The sequence below is a fragment of the Mesorhizobium sp. B2-4-7 genome (assembly GCF_006442685.1).
Lineage (GTDB): Bacteria > Pseudomonadota > Alphaproteobacteria > Rhizobiales > Rhizobiaceae > Mesorhizobium.
Genome location: NZ_VFVH01000011.1, coordinates 135,539 through 154,680, shown reverse-complemented (window position 1 = coordinate 154,680; position 19,142 = coordinate 135,539). Strand labels below are relative to the sequence as shown.

Annotated in this window: 22 protein-coding genes and 1 pseudogene; 7 read left to right on the top strand and 16 right to left on the bottom strand. The window is 66.0% G+C overall.

All coding sequences use genetic code 11. The features are described from left to right. From FJ946_RS25330 to FJ946_RS25310, 5 genes are all read right to left on the bottom strand, one after another. Complete coding sequence (locus FJ946_RS25330) at positions 1–654, bottom strand: hypothetical protein (protein ID WP_140567606.1); 654 nt, start codon at positions 652–654, stop codon at positions 1–3. Positions 655–946: 292 nt separating this feature from the next. Beyond that, a complete protein-coding gene (locus tag FJ946_RS25325; RefSeq protein ID WP_140567608.1) occupies positions 947–3,403 on the bottom strand; it encodes a hypothetical protein in 2,457 nt (818 codons plus the stop codon). Further along, positions 3,403–4,014, bottom strand: a complete 612-nt coding sequence (locus FJ946_RS25320; protein ID WP_140499954.1) for a hypothetical protein — start codon at positions 4,012–4,014, stop codon at positions 3,403–3,405. The genes FJ946_RS25325 and FJ946_RS25320 overlap by 1 nt, the downstream gene beginning before the upstream one ends. A gap of 177 nt (positions 4,015–4,191) precedes the next feature. After that, complete coding sequence (locus tag FJ946_RS25315; RefSeq protein ID WP_140567611.1) at positions 4,192–5,181, bottom strand: Coat protein; 990 nt, start codon at positions 5,179–5,181, stop codon at positions 4,192–4,194. Between the two features lie 45 nt (positions 5,182–5,226). Next, positions 5,227–6,138 (bottom strand): hypothetical protein, encoded by a 912-nt coding sequence (locus FJ946_RS25310; protein ID WP_246673060.1) that lies wholly within the window; start codon positions 6,136–6,138, stop codon positions 5,227–5,229. Between the two features lie 304 nt (positions 6,139–6,442). Between FJ946_RS25310 and FJ946_RS25300 the strand changes: the two genes are divergently transcribed. Continuing rightward, the gene (locus FJ946_RS25300; protein ID WP_140567620.1) at positions 6,443–6,757 is read left to right on the top strand and encodes a YMGG-like glycine zipper-containing protein; all 315 of its coding nucleotides are present in this window, start codon (positions 6,443–6,445) and stop codon (positions 6,755–6,757) included. A 260-nt stretch (positions 6,758–7,017) separates the two neighbouring features. Here the strand turns inward: FJ946_RS25300 and FJ946_RS25295 are convergent, their stop codons facing one another. Together FJ946_RS25295 and FJ946_RS25290 are read right to left on the bottom strand one after the other, a co-directional pair. Continuing rightward, a complete protein-coding gene (locus FJ946_RS25295) occupies positions 7,018–7,341 on the bottom strand; it encodes a hypothetical protein (RefSeq protein WP_140567622.1) in 324 nt (107 codons plus the stop codon). Beyond that, positions 7,338–9,116 (bottom strand): portal protein, encoded by a 1,779-nt coding sequence (locus FJ946_RS25290; RefSeq protein ID WP_140567625.1) that lies wholly within the window; start codon positions 9,114–9,116, stop codon positions 7,338–7,340. Before FJ946_RS25290 ends, FJ946_RS25295 begins: the two co-directional genes overlap by 4 nt. Positions 9,117–9,374: 258 nt before the next feature. Here FJ946_RS25290 and FJ946_RS25285 point away from each other — a divergent pair, with 258 nt between their 5' ends. Next, complete coding sequence (locus tag FJ946_RS25285) at positions 9,375–9,989, top strand: methyltransferase domain-containing protein (protein ID WP_224519113.1); 615 nt, start codon at positions 9,375–9,377, stop codon at positions 9,987–9,989. A 273-nt stretch (positions 9,990–10,262) separates the two neighbouring features. Here FJ946_RS25285 and FJ946_RS25280 read toward each other — a convergent pair whose 3' ends face one another. Further along, a complete protein-coding gene (locus FJ946_RS25280) occupies positions 10,263–10,796 on the bottom strand; it encodes a hypothetical protein (RefSeq protein WP_140547715.1) in 534 nt (177 codons plus the stop codon). Between the two features lie 150 nt (positions 10,797–10,946). Here FJ946_RS25280 and FJ946_RS25275 point away from each other — a divergent pair, with 150 nt between their 5' ends. Next, positions 10,947–11,318: a nuclear transport factor 2 family protein gene (locus tag FJ946_RS25275; RefSeq protein ID WP_140567630.1), complete on the top strand. Its 372-nt coding sequence runs from the start codon at positions 10,947–10,949 to the stop codon at positions 11,316–11,318. A 104-nt stretch (positions 11,319–11,422) separates the two neighbouring features. Here FJ946_RS25275 and FJ946_RS25270 read toward each other — a convergent pair whose 3' ends face one another. From FJ946_RS25270 to FJ946_RS25245, 5 genes and pseudogenes are all read right to left on the bottom strand, one after another. Continuing rightward, positions 11,423–12,178 carry a terminase family protein gene (locus FJ946_RS25270; protein WP_140567633.1) on the bottom strand — a complete coding sequence of 252 codons (756 nt, stop codon included), beginning with the start codon at positions 12,176–12,178 and terminating at the stop codon, positions 11,423–11,425. A 347-nt stretch (positions 12,179–12,525) separates the two neighbouring features. Beyond that, positions 12,526–13,185: pseudogene (locus tag FJ946_RS25265) on the bottom strand (terminase family protein); the annotation flags it as partial. Beyond that, positions 13,142–13,537, bottom strand: coding sequence for a hypothetical protein (locus FJ946_RS25260; RefSeq protein WP_140521519.1), 396 nt, complete (start codon positions 13,535–13,537; stop codon positions 13,142–13,144). The pseudogene FJ946_RS25265 and the gene FJ946_RS25260, both read right to left, overlap by 44 nt. Then, positions 13,530–13,913 carry a hypothetical protein gene (locus tag FJ946_RS25255; protein WP_140567639.1) on the bottom strand — a complete coding sequence of 128 codons (384 nt, stop codon included), beginning with the start codon at positions 13,911–13,913 and terminating at the stop codon, positions 13,530–13,532. Before FJ946_RS25255 ends, FJ946_RS25260 begins: the two co-directional genes overlap by 8 nt. A gap of 697 nt (positions 13,914–14,610) precedes the next feature. Beyond that, the gene (locus tag FJ946_RS25245; RefSeq protein ID WP_140568000.1) at positions 14,611–15,258 is read right to left on the bottom strand and encodes a glutathione S-transferase family protein; all 648 of its coding nucleotides are present in this window, start codon (positions 15,256–15,258) and stop codon (positions 14,611–14,613) included. A gap of 253 nt (positions 15,259–15,511) precedes the next feature. On the opposite strand from FJ946_RS25245, the gene FJ946_RS25240 reads away from it, so the two are divergent. Next, the gene (locus FJ946_RS25240; protein ID WP_140499979.1) at positions 15,512–15,817 is read left to right on the top strand and encodes a hypothetical protein; all 306 of its coding nucleotides are present in this window, start codon (positions 15,512–15,514) and stop codon (positions 15,815–15,817) included. Here the strand turns inward: FJ946_RS25240 and FJ946_RS25235 are convergent, their stop codons facing one another. Further along, complete coding sequence (locus FJ946_RS25235; protein ID WP_140515969.1) at positions 15,818–16,246, bottom strand: DoxX family protein; 429 nt, start codon at positions 16,244–16,246, stop codon at positions 15,818–15,820. Between the two features lie 396 nt (positions 16,247–16,642). On the opposite strand from FJ946_RS25235, the gene FJ946_RS25230 reads away from it, so the two are divergent. The 3 genes from FJ946_RS25230 to FJ946_RS25220 all read left to right on the top strand — a co-directional run bounded on the left by FJ946_RS25230 (position 16,643) and on the right by FJ946_RS25220 (position 17,684). After that, positions 16,643–16,822 (top strand): DUF3606 domain-containing protein, encoded by a 180-nt coding sequence (locus tag FJ946_RS25230; protein WP_115144153.1) that lies wholly within the window; start codon positions 16,643–16,645, stop codon positions 16,820–16,822. 82 nt (positions 16,823–16,904) lie between these two features. Further along, entirely contained in the window at positions 16,905–17,345 is a 441-nt protein-coding gene (locus FJ946_RS25225; RefSeq protein ID WP_140568002.1) for a GFA family protein, read from the top strand. Positions 17,346–17,432: 87 nt separating this feature from the next. Next, positions 17,433–17,684, top strand: a complete 252-nt coding sequence (locus tag FJ946_RS25220) for a DUF982 domain-containing protein (RefSeq protein WP_140499984.1) — start codon at positions 17,433–17,435, stop codon at positions 17,682–17,684. 60 nt (positions 17,685–17,744) lie between these two features. Here the strand turns inward: FJ946_RS25220 and FJ946_RS25215 are convergent, their stop codons facing one another. Beyond that, entirely contained in the window at positions 17,745–18,041 is a 297-nt protein-coding gene (locus FJ946_RS25215) for a hypothetical protein (RefSeq protein ID WP_140568005.1), read from the bottom strand. A gap of 74 nt (positions 18,042–18,115) precedes the next feature. Next, complete coding sequence (locus FJ946_RS25210; RefSeq protein ID WP_140568007.1) at positions 18,116–19,093, bottom strand: SDR family oxidoreductase; 978 nt, start codon at positions 19,091–19,093, stop codon at positions 18,116–18,118. Positions 19,094–19,142 lie beyond the last annotated feature (49 nt).

Here is a 19,142-nt window from a genome sequence, read left to right as displayed (position 1 = left end):
TCAGCCTCGCTGGGATGCGGCAATGGGGGTTTTCCTGGCCGGGCGCGCACCGAGCGCCGGTCGCGGGTCGAGCGCGCCGCCGGGGTTGGTGAACGACAGAAGCAGCCTGTCGGCCTGGATTGCCGGGCGGCTGAGGCGCGCCGGCGCCGCCGCGCGCGGCCCGGTCATGGCGGCGCGGCGGGCAACGGCCAGGTTCACCTTCAGGTCAGGCATGCCGGCGGCGTCGAAGAGGCCGTTTGGGGTGGCGAGCGCGCGGGCGAGCGCATCGGCCTCGAACAGTTCCTGGCGCAACAGCTCGACCAGGCGACGCACGGCGCGCCAGCGCTCGGTCAGCACCTCCGCCTTGGCTTTCGCTTGCCCGCCCAGCGCCTCGACGGCGGCGCGCGCCTCTGCCGCGGCGGCCGCGGCACGGCATTTGTCCGCTGCCGCGATGATCTTCTCCAGCAGCGCGACGACGTCGTTGCAGTCGTCCAGCGCGATGCGCGCGGCGGAGAGATCGCCGTCGCCGAAAACGGCGCGGTCCTCGGCCTGTTCGCAGCCGCGCCGGCGGGCGATCGCATCATTGAGGTCGGCATCGAGCAAGGCGATGACGGCAGCATATTCGGCAGCCGTCCGCGCCCTGCCGAGCTGTTCGGCATGGGGGGATGTGGTCACGGGATGGGTTCCTTGTGGGTGGATGGGCGGGAGGGCGCAACTGCCAATCGCCCTTGTGGGGGAAATTGGCAGGGCAGAGGGAGGCGCGAAGGATCGCGGCGTTGATTCAGCCTGGGTTCCTCGCCCACCAAGTGGGGAGAGGTGGCTCGGCGAAGCCGAGACGGAGAGGGGATGGCGCCGAGCTGTGCCGGACTCTCCGGCAGAAGCGCCTGCGCCTTACGAAGGCCCCCTCTCCGACCGCTTCGCGGCCACCTCTCCCCCGCCTCGCGGGGGCGAGGAACGCCAGCTCGCCCTAGGGCTCGGCGTCGAACACCGGCGTGAACGCGCGTATCGTGCAGGGCGTCGGGTTGACGTGGCGGATCCGCACCCGGCCCTGCCCTTCCCAGCTGTCGTCGATGGGCAGCTCGACATTGCCGGTGAACAGGGTCGCCTTGCCGTCGGGCGCGACGAGGGAGGGCATGCGCACGCTTTCCCAGCGGCCGCGGATCAGCGACTGCACCTGAAGCCCTGTCGTGTCGGTTTCGAGCAGCGACAGGATGACCCCCGCCAGCTTCTTGCGTCGCCCGAGGATCGAGCCGTCCCGGCCGGCGACGTCGAGCTCCAGCGTGTCGGCCTGCGACTGGAACGCAAGCCCGGCCTGCCATCTGGCCGCGACGGCGCCGCCGGGCAGCGTCACCTGGCCGGAGGCGACCGGCAGCCCGCGATAGACCTTGCCGTCGGCCAGCACGTCGACCTTTTCGCCGTTGAGATGGCCAAGCCCGGACACGGTGTTGACGGCGGCGCCCGAATAGGTCAGGCCGCAATCGACCTGGAAGGCATCCTCCAGCGCCCCATACTCGAACGGCGCCGTCATGATCTCGATATAGCGCCTGGTCACGCCGCCGGTGGTCCGCCTGACGATCAGCCAGATGTCGTCGACGCCATCCTGGCCCGGCGTCACGACAGCGCTTTCGACGGCCGCCCAGCCGGAACCGGCGACGGTACCGCCGAGGCGGTGGCGGTGCATGCCGCGCACCTCCTGCGAGGGCTGGTGGGTGTAGCCGCCGAGCTCGCCATTATCGAGCGGAAACCAGAGCATCGGGTCGGGGTCGGTCTGGAACGCCAGCTCGACCACGCCACGCTTTGCGATATGCTCGGAGATCTGGCCGATATCGTCGGAGGTGAAGCGGCCGGTCGAAGCCTGCGTCAGCTCGGCGATCGAGCGGCGCGAGCGCGTGACATAGAGGAACGACTGGCCGGCATCGACGGGGCGGATGCGGGCACAGCCCGACGTGCGCGAGCGCCGGTTCTTGAACGAGGAGGGCGTCAATGCCTCGTCGATGCCGGAGCCGGAGAGTGCGCGGATGCCGCCGAGCGTCCCGATCAGCAGCGCGCCGTCCGATTCCGCGATCCACGTGATGTCGTTCGCCTGGCCGCCGCCGGCCTGGAGGAATTCCAGCGCGTCGTCATCCTTCTCGCCCAATGCGAAATTGTTGAAATCCCCCGTTGCCGAGGCGTAGACGGAAAACTTGCGGCTGAAGGCCAGGCGCTCCTCGTAGAGCGATCCGCTTTCGACATATTTCCCCGGCACGAGCGTGCCCAGGCGCCAGCGGGATATCGGGCTGAGGTCCGGCAGGGCAAATCCATGCAGTTGGACTTTCACCGCCGTGGCGCTGGTGCGGCTGGTGATCTTGGCCCAGCGCCAGCGGCCATCGGACGCTAGCAGGCGAATGGCCCGGCCGACGTCAGAAGCCTGGAAGCCGGCGCCGCCATTGATGCCGGCGGTCGATGACGCCGTGAGGTCGAACGGGGTCTGGCTGGCCGCCGCCCGGTTGAGGTTCAGTTCGGAAAACGCGCTGTCCGAAGCGCCGTTGATCGCCTTCCACGTAAAGCGGTGATATTCGAACGCCAGCTTGTTCAGGAATTCGTAGTAGCGGGTTTCGCCGCCCGACCAGCCGGTCTCGCCGGTGCGGCTGTCGAGCGTCACCCATGTCGCGCCGTCATTCGATCCTTCAAGCACCCAGATAGTCGGCGTGCGGTCGACCGTTCCGCCGGTGCGTGCGGTCAGATAGTAGTTTTCGACGATGGCCTGCGCGCCACCGGCAAGCTGGTAGGTGACCGAGCCGTTGGTGGCACCGGCGATGCCGCTGTCCGTCTCTGTCGCCTTGTCGAAAAGCTGGAAGGCGTCCCCTGCCCCGCCCATGCCTGAGACCGTGCCGGAAGGCGCGGTGTTCGACGTCATCTTCGGCGTCAGCGCCCCATAGTCCGCGGGCGTCAGCGTGGTCGGCGTATCGTTGATGTCGTCATAGGGCCCGTCGTCGATCGCGTAGTCGTCGAGCGTCCATGCCGTATGGGCGGTGCGCGTCAGCACCTTGAGCGGATAGTCCCTGTGGGAAATCCACATCTGGTCCGCCGACTGCACATAGTCGAGATCGAACAGGTCGGCTTCAAGATAGGGCGAGGCCACTTCGACCGTGCCGACACGCGCGCCATAGGCGTAGACGCGGATGTAAAGATTGCCGAACTCCAGCATGTAGGCCTGGTCGGCCGAGAAGATGAACGGGATCGCCCGCGTCGCCTTGGCGGACGTCTTGACTTCGCCGACGAAACGGGTGCCGCCGCGCTTGCGGATGCCGCCATGCGGCAGGGTGACGAAGTTCTCGCATTTCGACAGCGCCGCGCGGTAGAGATCGAGCGAGGCGCGCGCATGCAGGCGCGGCGAGATCTCGCCGCGGGTGAAGACGTCCTGGACCGGATAGAGCGTCGCCATCAGCGCATGGCCCCCGCATAAAACCGGCTGTCGCCGCGCTGCCGCGCCCAACTCGATGTCGAAAGCCGTCCGCCGCGCTGGATGGCCTGCGCGGTGAAGGCGGCGTCCAGCGCGCGGTCGTAGGCCGAACGGGCAATGTCGATCATGCCGGCCTTGTGCGTCAGCGGATGCGCGATCTTGATGGCGAGTGCCGCCACCAGCACTTCGGTGAACGGCGCGTCCCAGTCGTTGGGGTCGGTGAGGTTCGCGACATAGCGGATGGTGAGCGGTCCCGCCCGGTCGCTGTAGACCAGCCCCGCCTCCTGCCGCCACGAGATCGCGATGCCGTCCGGCTCGCCATTGTGGGTCAGCGGCAGCGGGCGAAGGCAATCGACGGGGAGTTCATAGACCCAGTTCAGCGTGCAATCGCCGGAACCGGTATCGCTGCCGGCCAGGGATGCCGAAAGGATGGCGAACACCCAGGCGTATTTCGTCAACTCGGCCTCGCGGGTCAGGTCGAAATGCATGTTGAGCAAGCGCGCGGCCTTGATGTCCTCGTCAAGGCTGTCGATCGGCGCCTCGTCAAGGACGGCCAGCGCCATATTGGCGATGTCGGTCGGGGTTATGGCCATGGGTAAGGCCTCCGTGGGTTGTGATTGGGGGAAGTGCGTCTTTCTCCCCGTTCACGGGGAGAAATGCCCGGCAGGGCAATGAGGGGCAGCGCCGGCATCGACGGTTGGCGTCAATGTTCAAGCGCCGGCGCTCGCAGGAAGGAGGTGGGCCTGGCCCACCTCCCGGGAGACGAAACCCTATGCCTCGGTCGTCTTCAGAGCGATGAACGTCATGGTCTTGACGCTCGACGCGGTGCGGTCCCAGTTCGCCGCCAGCGCCAGCTCCGCGTCGGTGGCGAATTCGCCGGCGGTGGAGGCGTCGAGGAAGCGGGTGCCCGGCACATGCGGCACGAAATGCCGGCGGCCGACCATTTCCGTCACCCCGCCGCCATGGCCCTGGCGCGGCTTGCGGTCGAACTCGAGCGGCCCGCCTTCGGTGTTCACGGGCAGCTCGTTCCACAGGATCGCCTTGTCCTTGAACATGAACGCGGTGTAGACGCCCGCCGCCTGCGGGATGTCGTCGTCGACCACGCAGCGCAGCCCCATGTAATAGGGGATGAGCGGCCCGCCCTGCTGCGAGGACGGCACATAGTCGATGAGGTCGGCGAGCTTCAGCGCTTTCATCTGCTTGGAATGAATCCAGAGGGTGCGGAACTTGTCGGCACGGTCGCCCATCAGGTAGGCCGCCTCGATGATGTCGGTGTCGACGATGGAGGTGCCGGTGGCGCGCACCAGGTCGCCGCCGTCATTGGCCAGATTGTCGGCGACGACACCCTTGAGCATGCCGATCAAGGTCAGCTTGTTGGCGCGCTGCCAGTACTCGGTCTGCCGCTTGACGATCAGCTTCTGCGGATCGTCGCCCGCCAGGATGGAGGTCAGGTCGGGAACGCCCCACGCCTGGGCGCGGACATTGCGGGCGGCGACCTCGCGGCGCGAGCCGATCTTCTTCATCTCGATGGAATCGGCCGGATCGTCATTGACCGGCTCGGACGGATCGTTGCCGAGGTCCTTCCAGCCGGGCATGTCGACGGAACGGCCGCCCATCGACAGTTTCGAGGAGATGGCCGGATCGGAAAACAGGATGCCGGCCTGGTAGATTTCGAGCGACTGGACGTGCTCCTCGAAAGCGTATTGGGCATAAACGGACGGAACGATCGCGTCCGCGATACGGGTATAGGCGTCTGCCATTTTGTCTTTCCTTTGAGAGATTGATCGGCGGCTGATGCGTCGGGATCAGAGCGGGTTGTTCGGCATCCAGAGATCCGGGTTTTCGCCCGCTTCCCTGGCCAGCCGCCGGGCGCGTTGAGGGTCGCTTTTGACAAGGGCTGAAATGGCCGAAACGTTGCGCTCGCCGGCGGCGTTGCGCCGGAAGGGGTTTTGCCCCCGCGGCGCCGCGTCGGCGTCGATCGTGTCTTCGCGGAACATCGCCTCGCCGATCGCCTGGAAGGCCCTGGCGATCTGCGGATCGGTCAGGGCGCCGTCGGGCAGAAGGATGCCTTTCTGCTTGTAGGCATCGACCAGGCCGAGCTTCTTCATCGCCCGGTTGGCCACCTCCAACTTCTGGCGAAAGCCATCGCTGTCGGTAGGCCCCCAATCCTTGACGAGGTCGTCATGGGTGGCTTCGACCGAGCGGGCGAGCGCTGCCTGCTGGGCCGCCGCCTGCTCGGCCATGTAGCCGACGAACCTGTCATGATAGGCCTGGGCGATCTTCGGCGTGGCGCCGGCTTCGACCGCCCAGGCCTTGGACGCCTGGGCGAGTTCGTCCGAATAGGCGAAGCTTTCCGGCAGGCCGTCAGGCCGCCGGTATTCGACCTTTTCGGGCGATGTCAGCGGACGCATCGCCTCGGGCAGCCGGGCATGGAATTTGTCCCAGTCTTCCTTCGGCGCGTCCCTGGCTGGAACGCGCAGGCTTTCGCCCTGCCGCCGCTCTAGCTCCGCATAGGATGTGAAAACCCGATCGAGGCTTTCAGGCTTGGTCCAGCCCTTGGCTTCAGCAAGCTTGCGGTTGCCTTCGGAAAGACCGTCAAACCAACTTTTGCCGGCAAGCACGGCGGACCCGTTATCCGCACCTGCCGGAGGCCGTTCCGGGTTGCCCGCCGGCTGCGACGAGGCAGCCACGGACCCGGCATCTGCCAGATCTGTCATGTGATGTTCCTTTTGAGGGTTAGGTTAGAAGTGAACTGGTGGCGCCGCCAATCGTTCTTGTGTGAGGGTGAGGAGCGGTCTACGCGGCAGGAAGGGCGGCCAGACACGGCCGGGACCGCTCAGGCTGAATCATTTTGACAGGCATCGGCGCTAGCGCCTTGTTCGAAAGAGGTGTTTCGCCTCCCGGTTCATCAACGCCCGAGAAACCATGTCTTATATCGTGACAGCCTGTGCCGCCGTTCCGCCGCAATGCGGCCGCACGGGACGATCGATAGGGATTTCAAATCTTTAAGGGAGACGTCACATGAACCTTCACAAAACAACTGCCGCCGTTTTGATGACCGCCGCGCTGGCGGGCTGCGCGCAGACGGAAGGCCAGCAGCGGGCCGGAACCGGTGCGCTGATCGGCGGCGCCGGCGGCGCCCTCGTCGGCCAGGCCATCGGCGGCAACACCAAGAGCACGGTCATCGGCGCGGCCAGCGGCGCCTTGCTCGGCGCCGTCGTCGGCTCGGCCACCACCCCGCAGCGCCGCGGCGACCAGCTCTGCCGCTACCAGGACCGCTACGGCCGCATCTACACCGCGCCTTGCGACGACCGGTACTACAACGGCAATTATTGAATCACCGGCGGCCAGACCGCCGATCTCCCCCCTTGTGGGGGAGATGTCCGGCAGGACAGAGGGGGGCGCCGTAGAGCGCCGACCTCGATCGTCGCCGAACTTTGAACATGCCCATAGGTTTGCCGTCTAGGGCCAGGCCTGAGCGACCGCTCGTGATTTGATCGCCGTGCGATGAGCACGGCAAAGGTCGGCGGGACAGCGCCCCCCTCTGCCCTGCCGGGCATCTCCCCCACGAGGGGAGAGATCGGCGCTTCAGCGCCTCACCTCTCCTCCTCCCGTGCCGCCTTTTCCAGCGCCACGAGCTGCGCCTCGTCCAGCGTCAGGAACCCCATAATGTGCTGCACCACTTCGGCGCGCGCGTTGCTGAGCGCGCTGTGCAGCTCGAAGCCATTGGGGGTTCTGGTCCGCGCCATCCACTCGCCGTATGACGGGCGCCTGAAATAGCCGACCGTCGCCGCGAGATCGGCCAGCACCATTTCGCCGTCCTCGCCGGAAAACACGCGCAGATACGCCTTGGCCAGCGCCTCGCGCGCTTTGGCGGGGCCGCCGCTTTGCGACGCGTGGGCGAAGCGTTTGCGGCTCATGCGCGCTGTCCGGCCGGCATCGCGCCCTGGGCGCCGGCATCAGGTGTCGGCCCATCGGCGGTGCCGCCCTGCAGCATGCCTTGCAAGCCCTCGAGCAGGCCGCTGTCGCGCGCCTGCACGGCCGCCGGCACCGCGTCCTTGGCCACCTTGCCGGCGGTGGCGATCGCCGCCATGCCGGCCTGCGCCTGGCTGGCCTTGGCCCTCGCGTCGCGCAGGCCCGCCACCTCATCCTTGCGGCGGAAGATGCGCTGCGGGCTGCGGCCGGCGCTCTGCACGATCTTGAGCGCCTCGTCGCTGTCGATATTGTCCATCACATCAGGGTCGAACTGCGCCATCTGCATGGCCGTGGTCACCAGCTGGATGGTGTCGCGCGCTTCCGCCGAGCGACGCAAGACATCGAGCGGACCGGTGAAGGTCGGCCGCACCGCCTTGCCCGCCAGGCTCGCCGGCGGCAGGAAGCGGCTGTCCTCGTCATAGAGACCCTTGTCCTCCAATATGCCGAGCTCGCGGTCGAGATTGGTGGCAAAGCCCGCCTGGATGATCGAGCCCGACGGTCCGAGCAGCGCGCCCTTCTCCTCCTGGCGGATCAGCGCCTCGGTGGCGGTCATCTGCGGGTTCTGCACCAGGGTCTGGAACAGGCTGACGAACATCATGTCGCGGATTTCCTCAGCCCGGCTCGCCGCATAGTCGAAGGCGTAGCTCGGGTTCTGCCCGGTGGTGATCGGCGCGATCAGCGGCCTGCCATTGTCGTCGATGAGGCCCGGATAATTCTCGCCCGGATCGAGCACCGGCACGTAGTCGAGCCTGGCCTTCGACGCCGTCGGCGGATCGGTGATCTGCTGGAGCGCGCGCAGGCCCGAGCGGCGGACCGCGTTTTCCTCGCGCACGGTCGTCAAGGCTTCGATGGTCGGCGAGATGCCATAGGCGTCGCCCTCGTAACGGCGCCAGTTGAAGGCCGATACCGGGAAGGTGCGAAACCCGCTCTCGCGCACGATCTCCTCCTCGTCCTCGATGACATGGTAGGAGGCGAAGGCGGCGTCGAGATAGCGGTAGCTTCCGCCCGAGCGGTACATGCGGCGCTCGTCACGCGGCTGGATGCACTGGATGAGCGCGATCTTCTCCTCGCATTTGGCGGGATCGTCGACCAGCGTCCTGATGCGCGCCGGCAGTTTTTCGTAGCCGAGCAGCTGCGCCGCCTGGCGCGCGGTGCGTTCGTAGCGGCGGTGGAAGATGTCGACCTGGCCCCAGCGGTTGCGCGAGAGATAGCCTTCCACCACCGGGATCGAGGCGTAGCGGATCAGCGTCGAACCGAACCCTTCCTCGGCATAGAGATAGGCCGGACCGTAGCGCACGACATTGCGCAGGCAGGCTTGCGTCGCCGGCACGAAATTGGAATTGGCGGAGTAGCGCAGCGAAAACAGGAAGTCGCGCAGGTTTTCCGCCCATTCCTTTTCCTCGTCGGTCTCCTCGTCGTCCATCTCGGCGGTGGTCAGCCCGTGCCATTTCTCCGACTGCGGGATGATCAGGCTTTCCAAGCCGGCGGCCAGCCGGTTGGCGGCCGAGTTGATGGTGTTGGCATAGACGCGGGCGCCGCGCCGCTCCTGCCGCTCGGCCTGGCTGTCGCCGCGGCGGGCGCCGCGCCCGGAGGGGATATCGGGCGCATCGGGATCGCAGAACTCCGCCACCGCCTCCCATACGGGCTCGTAGGCGGCGCGCTCGCTCTCGAGTTCGGACTGGCGGGAAAGAATATCGCGGGCACGGGAATCGCTGGTCATGGGGGCCTCGTTAAAACTGGGGGATCTCCCCCCTTGAGGGGGAGATGGCCGCAAAGCGGCCAGAGGGGGTCGGATCGACCGGGTTCGGCCTTCTGCAACAGAAGGAGGTTAGCGCTTCATGCGAGGCGACCCCCTCTGTCGCCTCCGGCGACATCTCCCCCTCAAGGGGGAGATCGGCAGCTTCAGCCGACGATGTCATTCTTTTGCACGGTTCTTGGTCTAGGAACGTCTCGCGGCGGGGTTTTGCAGGAGGTCGATGTGACGACGACAAGCCTTGCCGCCCTGAAGAACCAGAGCAAACGTACCGTTAAACGGCTCATCGGCTATGATTCCCGCAACTGGCTGCGCATCCGCCAGATCGAGGCCTTCACCACCTTCCTGACGGCCGCCAACCGCAAATCGCGCGACGTGATCGAGATCTCGCCCGGCTGGAACCGCTACTGGAAGGCGATGTGCCCCAACTATCGCTCGGTCGACTTCCCCGATTTCGACATCTGCAAGGATCGCACCGACGAACAATATTCCATCGTCATCGCCGACCAGGTGCTGGAACATGTGCAGCGGCCGCAGGCGGCGGCGCGGAACATCCACGCCATGACCCGCGAGGGCGGCTGGGCGATGGTGGCGACGCCCTTCCTGTTTCGCGTCCACGCCAGGCCGCACGACTACAACAGGTGGACGCCGGCCGGCCTGAAGCAGTTGATGGTCGATGGCGGCTTCGCCGAGGACAACGTCCAGGCGTTCGGCTGGGGCAACAAGGCCTGCGCCCGCGCCCACATAGGCGGCCCGGTCCGCGCCTACGGCCTGTGGCGGGACCTCAGCAACGACGAGGAATACCCGATGATGGTCTGGGCATTCGCGAAGAAGGGGTGAGCGGTGGAAGCTGCCAATCTCCCCCCTCGTGGGGGAGATTGGCAGCGTTCACCCGCCACGCCGCTTCACCAACCTTGCATGCCGTCTCCAATACCACCAGTCCAGCACGCGCCGGCGAAAACTGCGCTTCATCGCGGTCATGGTTACACCCCCAAAAGCACGCGGCGCTGGCCGGCGAGGCTACCGGGCGCCAGATCGGTCTTTATGGTGCTGGCCGTGCCCTGGCGTTGTTCGAGCTCAGCCCGAAGTGCTGCTTCGCGCGCCTGCACGTCCTTATCCCCGGCCGTCGGCACTGCCGGCAGCGGCTTCAGTTCCGGTGGTTTTTGAAACAGACACATGGTTCCAGCCTTCTCTTGTCCAGTCGTAGAGGAAAAAATCTTCGCCGTTCCGGCCATATCCGGGCAGCAGGCAACGTTGCGTGGCGCCCAGCCGCGCAAGCCAGCGCAGCGCCAGTTCATTGCCGGCCAGCGCCCGCGCCTCGACCCGCCAGGCACCGCGGGCGGAAACTTGCGGACCGAGCACCGCGTGAAAGAACTCCGTAATCCCGGGCACGCAGCGCCTCATGCGGCGCGTGCCCCAGCTCCAGGCGATCCAAAGCCCGCTCCGCTGCTCGGCCGCACCGAACCCCGCCTCCGGATTGCCGTCGAGCTCTGCCACATAGGCAAACCCTTGCAGCGCGGTGAGCGCCAGCAGCGCCGGCGACCAGTGGTCGAGCTGGCAGTCGATCTCGGCGCGATCCTCGGGGCGCAAATTGGCGGCGATATAGGAGAGATCGCGCAGGGTCGCGGGGATGATGCGGAGGGTCATGCGGATGCCAGAGCCCGGGGGATAAGGTTCATCTGTGTGAGTGCCGCGTGAAAAATTCACGCCCTTGACCGGTCTCCTCTCCGGTGACCTACTTCGACCATCGAACGCGGGAGCAAAACATCGGTCATCCAATTGAAGGGAGACGGGCGAATGGACATTCGATCGGCGCTGACGCAGATATCTGAGGCCTTCAACGCGCACGATCTCGATCGCATCATGGCGTTCTTTTCCGACGACTGCATCCTGGAGATGCCGAGGGGAGGCAATCCTTGGGGCTCTCGTTTCGAGGGCAAGGAAAACATACGGCAAGCACTGGCGACACGCTTTGAAGGCTTGCCCGATGTCCACTACGGCAACGCCGAGCATTTTGTGGATTCGACCGCCAATACCGGCATCTCGAAATGGATCCTCACAGGTACCACCCGCGAGGGGGAGAAAAAGGAGGTCAGGGGTTGCGACTTCTACACGTTTCGCGACGGCAAGGTGATCCGCAAGGATTCATATTGGAAAATCGTGGAGTAGGCCCCGCAGGGACATCGCAGCGCGGGCTATCGGGCCGGCGCCGGAGCGCCCGTTTCCTCCAGCGGGAATTGCGCTGCCGCGACGCTCCGAAGAGCCCTCCGCCCTCACCTGAACGCCCCCAGCGGATCGCTCTGCCCCTTCGCCCGTCTCGCAGTCCTGAACTCCGCCGGATCGACCACCGCTTCCCTGAGCATCATCACGCCATAACGCGTCGCCGCCATCAAATCGTCGCGAAGTTTGACCACCTGGCCGTCCTTGCGATGATAGAGCCGGAACTCCTCGAACCAGGGGACAAGCGTCGAAAACACCTTGAACCGGCCGGACTGCATGCGGTCGAGCATCTCCATCAACCCGGCCTCGACCGAGACAGAACCGTCCGCAAATTGCGCGTGGCGCGACAGCATGTTCAGCCCGTGCGCGGCATATTGCTTGGCGAGCGCGGTGCCCGCCCCTTCCAGCGTTTCGCGGCGGCCGTCGCGCGGCCACGCCCAGGGCAGCCATTCGCCCCAGGGCTTCAGGGTCAGCGCCTGCATGGCTGGCGTCTGTTGCGAGGCCCGCGCCGCCTTGGCGACATAGACCACGTCGGCCTCCGTATCCCAGGCGAGCTCGACGGCGGCAGAAGGGTGATCCCAGCCGAAGTCGAGCGCCCCGATGCGCGGCCAGTAGCGCGGCAGCCGGAAGGGCGCGCAGGCAATCAACTCCTCCGCCACCGGAAAGATGCGGCCGGACCCCAGCACCGGAATGCCCCGGGCGCGGGCCTCGCGCTCATGCGCGGGATAGGCGGCAACGATCGCCGCGCGCTCCTCGGGCGAATAATGCTCGGCGTCGTCGATGGTCATGAAGGTGACGTGACGGGACATGGGGGATCCTGAATCACTTTCGAGATAATCGATGTAGCGTCTTGTGAAGGCTAGGTTTTTCGGACCAACGTCGCGCCGCCCCTCACCTGCCTGCCGGCACCCTCTCCCCGTATAGTGACGGGGAGAGGGGTGCTGTTGTCGACGGTTTCGCCAATCGCGAACGTTCAAGAATCGGCGCCGAGATTGCGGCCAGCTCCCTTCTCCCCGTCATTACGGGGAGAAGGTGGCGGCAGCCGGATGAGGGGCAGCGCCGACGAAGGGGAGCAAGCGCCAAGTGCGATGCCGCTCGTCCCCAATCAGTTTCTTCTCCATCACCCCTTCCTCATCCCCTCCACCTTCGCCGCCGACAAAAACAGCAGCACCACATCGGACATGCCGAGCAGCGGCGTGAAGGTGACGATGGTGATGCCGCCGGTGGCGTTGGTGCGGGTGAGGCCCTCGGAATAGATGTCGAGCGGCGGTTCCTCGTCGAACCAGACGCCGTGCAGCGTTTCGCCCTGCCATTTCTCGCGGCCCTTCTCGAAACTCTTGAACGACAGCACGCTCTCGCCGGCCTGCACGTCGCCGCCGCCGCCATGGCGCACCACGATGCTGTCGAGCGCGCCCGGCGCGCCGCGGCCCATCATGGTGTCGACGATGGCATCGGCCGGGATCATGCCGGTGCCCCATTGCGCCTGCTGCTGCGGCGGGCCGACCAGCACGCGCTGCGGATTGTCGCGCGTGCCCTCGCCGGTCACGCCGGCGGCCCACAGCCGCACGGGCGCATCGAAAACCTTGCCTTGCCACCACGCGGGATAGCGGCCGGTCAGGTGCATGGCCCATTCGGCGCCGCCGGCGCGGGTCTTGCCGAGCTGGTTGCCGGCCATGAACAGCCGCTCGCGGTTGGCGGCGCCTGCCGCGTGAAACGCCGCCTGCCTGGCATAGGGCCGGTAGGCGGCAAGCTGGTTGGTACGACGCCTGCGGTCAAGCTCCGCCAGCAGCGCCAGATATTCCGTCCTCGCCGCCACCGGCGATGTCTTCGAGGAACGGTTTGACCGCGGCTTCGAGCGCGCGGATGCGGCTGCGGATCTCTTCATCGCTCAGGGCATCCAGATGGTTGACGGCGACATCGAAATCCTTGGGCAGCACCGAAAGCACGATCTTCAAATACTGGTCAGGCTTGTCGGCCCGCACTTCGGCGATGACGCCGGCGCCATGGGCGCGGAAATCTGCGCGCACGGCGGCGAGAAAGTCGTCGCCCAGCGTTTTCTTCGGGCGTTTGCGGCGGGTCTCCGGCGCGGCCTCCGGGCTTGCGCTCCGGCTGGCGGCCGGCTTGCGCCCTTTGCCGCGCGCCGGCACTGCGGCGGTTTCGTCAGCCATGGCCCGTCACCGCCTCGGCATCGCCGGCCTTGGCCTTCGACGGCACGGACTTGACCGACCGGACCCGCTTCTTCTTCGAGCGGGTGGATTTCCTCCTGACGTTCCTGGCGCCCTTCGGCCGCCGGGCAGGTTTTGCGACGCCCGGCAGATCCTTCAGGCCCGCCATGGCGAGGCCGATGGCGCCGCTATGAATTGTCGCCTGCGGGAAAGCGAAGCCGCCGGCCGCGTCCCGAACCATGCCGATCAGCACGCCGGGCGCGACCTGCTCGATCCGGCCGAGCCGCGTCTGCGGTGCCGCACCCTCGAATTCGCCAATGGCGCTGACGACCTCAAGGCCGTCATCCCCGGTGATGATGATGGTGGCATAGCGTGGCATGGGATTTCTCGCGGACAATCGTCAGGTTCGAAACGTCGCATTCCTTCGCGTCCCCCTCTGTCCTGCCGGACATCTCCCCCACGAGGGGGAAGATCGCAGCTTCGGCGCCTCGCTTTTTTCTACAACGTTGGCGATTGGCGAAAGCCGGGACAACAGCCGATCTCCCCACCCGTGGGGGAGATGGCCGGCAGGCCAGAGGGGGGCGCCGTAGAGCGCCATCGTTCGAAGAGGAAAGCAAAACCAGAAACACAAAACCCGCCTCGGCGGCGGGTCATCGGCGCAACTCAGCACCATAGATAAAAACATAGCATAGTTGCCTTCACCCCGTCAACAGGTTTTAGGAAAAAATTCCTTATCGGCTTTAGGCATCCCCGCGCAGCGAATGCACGCCTTCACGGCATGGGCGAACAGGATCAGCCCAACTAATGAACCGGGGCTTCGTCACAATCTCGCTGTGAAGGTCGCCAAGCGCGTTGAATGAAGATCCGCTCGAATATCGCGCCAATACCCAGCACGACCGGCGCTCTTGTTTCGGCGGCGCCAGAATCAAAAACCCGCCTCGGGGGCGGGTCATCGGCGCAACTCAGCACCATAGATAAAAACATAGCATAGTTGCCTTCACCCCGTCAACAGCTTTTAAGAAAAAAATCCTATCTCGCCCATCCCAGCCTGGTTCTCCCCGGGCCTGCCGGCTTTATCAGTTGGGTGCTGGAGCATTGACCGCGAATTGCGCGGCGAACGCCCTGCCATAGGCGGGCCGGGCTTCGCCGCGGGCCACATAGGCAGCCAGGTTTTGATATTCGTCCAGAATGCCCGACATTCTGAGCCGCAGCAGCACAGATACCATCAACAGATCTCCCGCGCTGAACGCACCGTCGAGCCAGTCGGCGCCGCCCAGATGGGCCGAGAGCCTGTCCAGCCGGGCGCGAACGCGGTCCTTCACCAATGGCAGGCGCTCCTCGCTCCAGGGCTTGTCGGCCTCGAATATTTTTGCCGTCGTCAGTTCGAGGATCGGCAGCTCGATGGTGTTGAGCGCGGCAAACATCCAGGTGATGGCGCGGGCGCGGGCATCGCGATCCTCCGGCAGCAGCCCCGGATACCGCTCGGCAAGGTGGAAGACGATCGAGCCGGTCTCGAACAGGCAGAGCGAACCGTCCTCGTAGGTGGGGATCTGGCCGAAGGGCTGAATGGCCAGATGGTCGGGCGCCTTCATCTCGGCATGGGAAACAAGACGAACCTCATAGGGCTGGCCCACTTCCTCGAGCGCCCAGCGAACGCGCGTGTCGCGCGCCAGTCCCTTGCCGCCGTCGGGCGACCGTTTGAATGCCGTAATGGTGATTGTCATTGCATCCGCTTCCTTGCCTGTTTCCTGGGCTTCCTGGCGATGACGAACAAGCCTGCGCGGCAGCCCGACATCGGTCTTGAACTATTTTCCTTGCCGGGCGCGGATTGCGAATGGATGTCCGCGCGTTCTGAACGCCTATGCACGCCGCCTCAAAGTGACCTCGGTTTTGGGCGACATGGGTAGGCCGATACCTGCAAGTGCGTCGCACGGGCCCTGTTCAGCGTGACGCGCCTCACCGATGGGAGCAACCGCCATGAACGTCGCCAACCTGCAACTCGAGGGCCTGCTGATGGCCGTCGCATCGATCAACCACGTCCTGGTCAGGAAGGGCGTGCTGACATCAGAGGAGATCGACATCGCCCTGCGCAAGGCCGAAGCCGGCGAAACCAGCGAGGAGCGGTCCGAGGGCATGTCGGCGTCGAGCCGCGACGCCGTCAATTTCCCGATCCGGCTGCTGGAGCTCGCCAACCAGTGCCAGCCCGAAGCTGACATGCCGTCCTTTTCGAAACTGGCGCGCATGGTCGGCCAGATGAAGGAACCCTACAACGACCAGATGTAGCTACGCCCTGCCCGGCCATCCCGGATTGAGCGAAAGCACGCGGCCCGGCCCGTGCACGGCGGCGAACAGCAGCCCGGCCAGGAAGGAAAAATGGTCGACGAAGAAGCCGAATTCCGCCTGGTTGCCGGCCCAGTGGCTCGGTCCGTGGAAGGCGAAGCCGAGGAACAGCACGTAGACCGCCGCGACCAGCGCGGCCGGCGTGAAGAAGGCGCCGGTGAGGAAAGCGATCACCAGCAGCACCTCCAGTATCGCCGCGCACCAGGCCAGGAACAGCGGAAACGGAAAGCCGGCGGCGGCGATATAGCCGGCGGTGGCGCCCATGCCCATGAACTTGAACGTCACCGCCATCAGGAAGACGGCCGCGAAGATCAGGCGGGCGATGAGCAAGGCGGCGGTCTGCCACGGCGATTGGACGGTTGGCGACGGCATGGTTGTTCTCCCGTTTCGTTTGCTTGTCTTACCCAATTCCGGATGGAAACCGAACTTTCCTGGAATTGCTCCTAGGACGCGCCACGCACCGCGCATCCGACATATCCGCCGAAGTTTTTTCCGGATGTCGTGATCGGCGCCACATGATCGGGCCGCTGTCGCAAAAACTGGAGTCCGGTTTGCCGGCTCCTTGATGAAGTGGGCCACATCGGCCCTGATGTATCTCGCCGCCACGCGCCTGGAGCCGGCCTGAGGCAGCGGAGCCGATATCCGGTCCGGGTGATCGCCAAAGCGCGCAAAAGCCGCTATGGAACCAGCGGCGTCAAATGCTGTTATGTATGACCGCAGGGTCGCGCCGCGACGGCGGCGCGCCGGGGGTGGAAAGTGAGGCTCGGCATGGCGGACGACAAATCGAAGATCAAGCAGGATCGCAAGCTGGTTTCGAGCGAGGAAACCTATGAGGTTGCCGCTTTCGCCCGCAAATACGGCATCCCGCAGAGCGAGGCCCAGACCATCATCAAGCGCTACGGGCCCTCGAGGAAGAAGCTCGACAACCACATGGCCGCGCGCGGATAGCTCGGCGCGACCGGCGTTGGAAGCCTTGCCCGGGGCAGGACCCCGGGCGCATTGCGGCACTGAATGGTTGGAGGCCACGGCCATGCCCGACACCGCGCGCAGAACCGGCAGCTGCCTTTGCGGCGGCGTGCAGTTCACCGTCAGCGGTCCGCCCCTGCGGGTGGGTCTCTGCCATTGCAAGGATTGCCGCAAGACCAGCGGCTCCGCCTTTGCCGCCTTCGCCATCTGGCCGCGCCAGGCCTTCGAGACATCGGGCATCCTCGGCACCTATGCCGGCCGCGGCTTCTGCCCGACCTGCGGCAGCCGTGTCGCCTCGCTCAGCGACGACGAAGCCGAGGTGATGATCGGCAGCCTGGACGTGGCGCCGACCGATCTCATGCCGGAGTACGAATTGTGGATCGGCCGGCGCGAATCCTGGCTGCATGCCTTGCCCCATACGCGGCAGTTCGAGCACGACCGGCCCGCCGCGCAGGCTCCCGGCCCGCCGCCGAGGCCGCTGTCGGACGCGGCTCCCGGCGGCTGAAAATTAGTCGAAAAGTTTAGCGGCCGCGACGGAACCCCGGAACGGCGGCCGGCGTTATCGGGCGCCTCAGTTTCAATGGAGATCGCCGTGAACGACAAGTTCTTTCCCCGTCCGGTCAGGCTGAAGGTCGGACCGGCCCGCGAGCGCGTGGTGCGCAGCGCCTGGGAAGGCCTGGAATGCCTGCGCGACTGGCCCGGCAAGCACGGCCGGCGCTACCGCGCCGCATGGCGCAGCTGCCGCGATGCCCTCGATGGCTGGACCCCGGCCGAGAAGGCGATGCGGGCCATGATCGATGCCGGGCGCGAGGCGGAATTTCTGCCCGGCAACGGCAAATCCTGAAAGCCTGCCGCCTCAAGGGGCGGTCCGGAACCCGATAGCTGCATCGCGGCAAGCCGCCGGCTACTGTTTCGGCGGCTGCGGCGGCACTTCACCCGGTTTGACCACCGGCGTCTTGCCTTCGTTGGGCGCCGGCGCGGCCATGCCCTGGTCGCCTGTCGGCGGCGGCTTCAGCACGCCGCCGCAATCGTTCAGCGTCTCGGTCAGCGTGTTGTCGGTCGGCTGCTGGTTGCCGTCGGGCTTGGCCCGGCATTTTTCGCTGGGCGCCTGCTTGTCGGGGTTCTGCTGCTCGGCCTGTGCCAGCGCCGCGGCGGGCGCGGCGAGCATCAGGCTGACGGACATGATGGCGAGAAGTCTCATCTCGGCCTCCTTTCCGGGTTGGGCCGCCCTCACCGGCCGCCCAATAGTCGATGGCGTGCCTTCGATGGCTTGCCTCAATAACCGCCGACGATCGGCAGGATTTCGCCGGTGATGTAGCTGGAGCATTGCGGCGAGGCCAGGAACACATAGGCCGGCGCGATTTCCTCCGGCTGGGCGGGCCGCTTCATCGGCGTCTTGGCGCCGAACTGCGATACGTCCTGCGCCTCCTTCTCCGACGGATTGAGCGGCGTCCACACCGGCCCCGGCGCCACCGCGTTGACACGGATGCCCTTGCCGACGAGGTTGCCCGACAGCGCCCGGGTGAAGGCATGGATGCCGCCCTTGGTCATGGAGTAGTCGACCAGGTCCTTCGATCCCTCGATGCCGGTGACCGAACCGGTGTTGATGATGGCCGAACCCGGCTTCATATGCGCCACCGCCTCCTGCGCCATATGGAAGTAGCCGTAGAGGTTGGTCTTCAGCGTGGTGTCGAAATGCTCCTCGGTCAGGTCGGCGAAATCGGTGGAATGGATCTGGAAGGCGGCATTGTTGACCAGCACGTCGAGCCGCCCCAGTTCCTTGACGACCCTTGCCACGACCTTGGCGCAGAAGGCGCGATTGCCGACATCGCCGCGCAAGGCGAGGCAGCGGCGGCCCTCCGCTTCGACCGCTTGCTTGGTCGCCTCCGCGTCACGGTCCTCGCTGAGATAGACGATGGCGATATCGGCACCCTCGCGCGCGAACAGCACGGCCACCGCACGGCCGATCCCAGAATCGCCGCCGGTGATCAACGCCGCCTTGCCTTCCAGCTTTCCCGAACCGCGCCAGAACGGCGCGTCATAGAGCGGCGCCGGCTCGATGGCCCATTCCTCGCCGGGTTTGGGATGATGCTGGGCGGGAAAAGGCGGCGCGGGATATTTTCGCGCGCCGGCCTGCATGGCGCCGTCGCCCTTGGGCTTGGCCTTGGCGCGGTCCTTGGCGTCGACCTTGCGCTGGATGCTGCGCTGCTTGCTGGTTGCTTTCGAACTGTCGCTCTGGGTGTTGGTCGGCATGGTCATCTCCTCTGTGTTTGGACCGGAGACATCCCGAACCTCCTCGCGC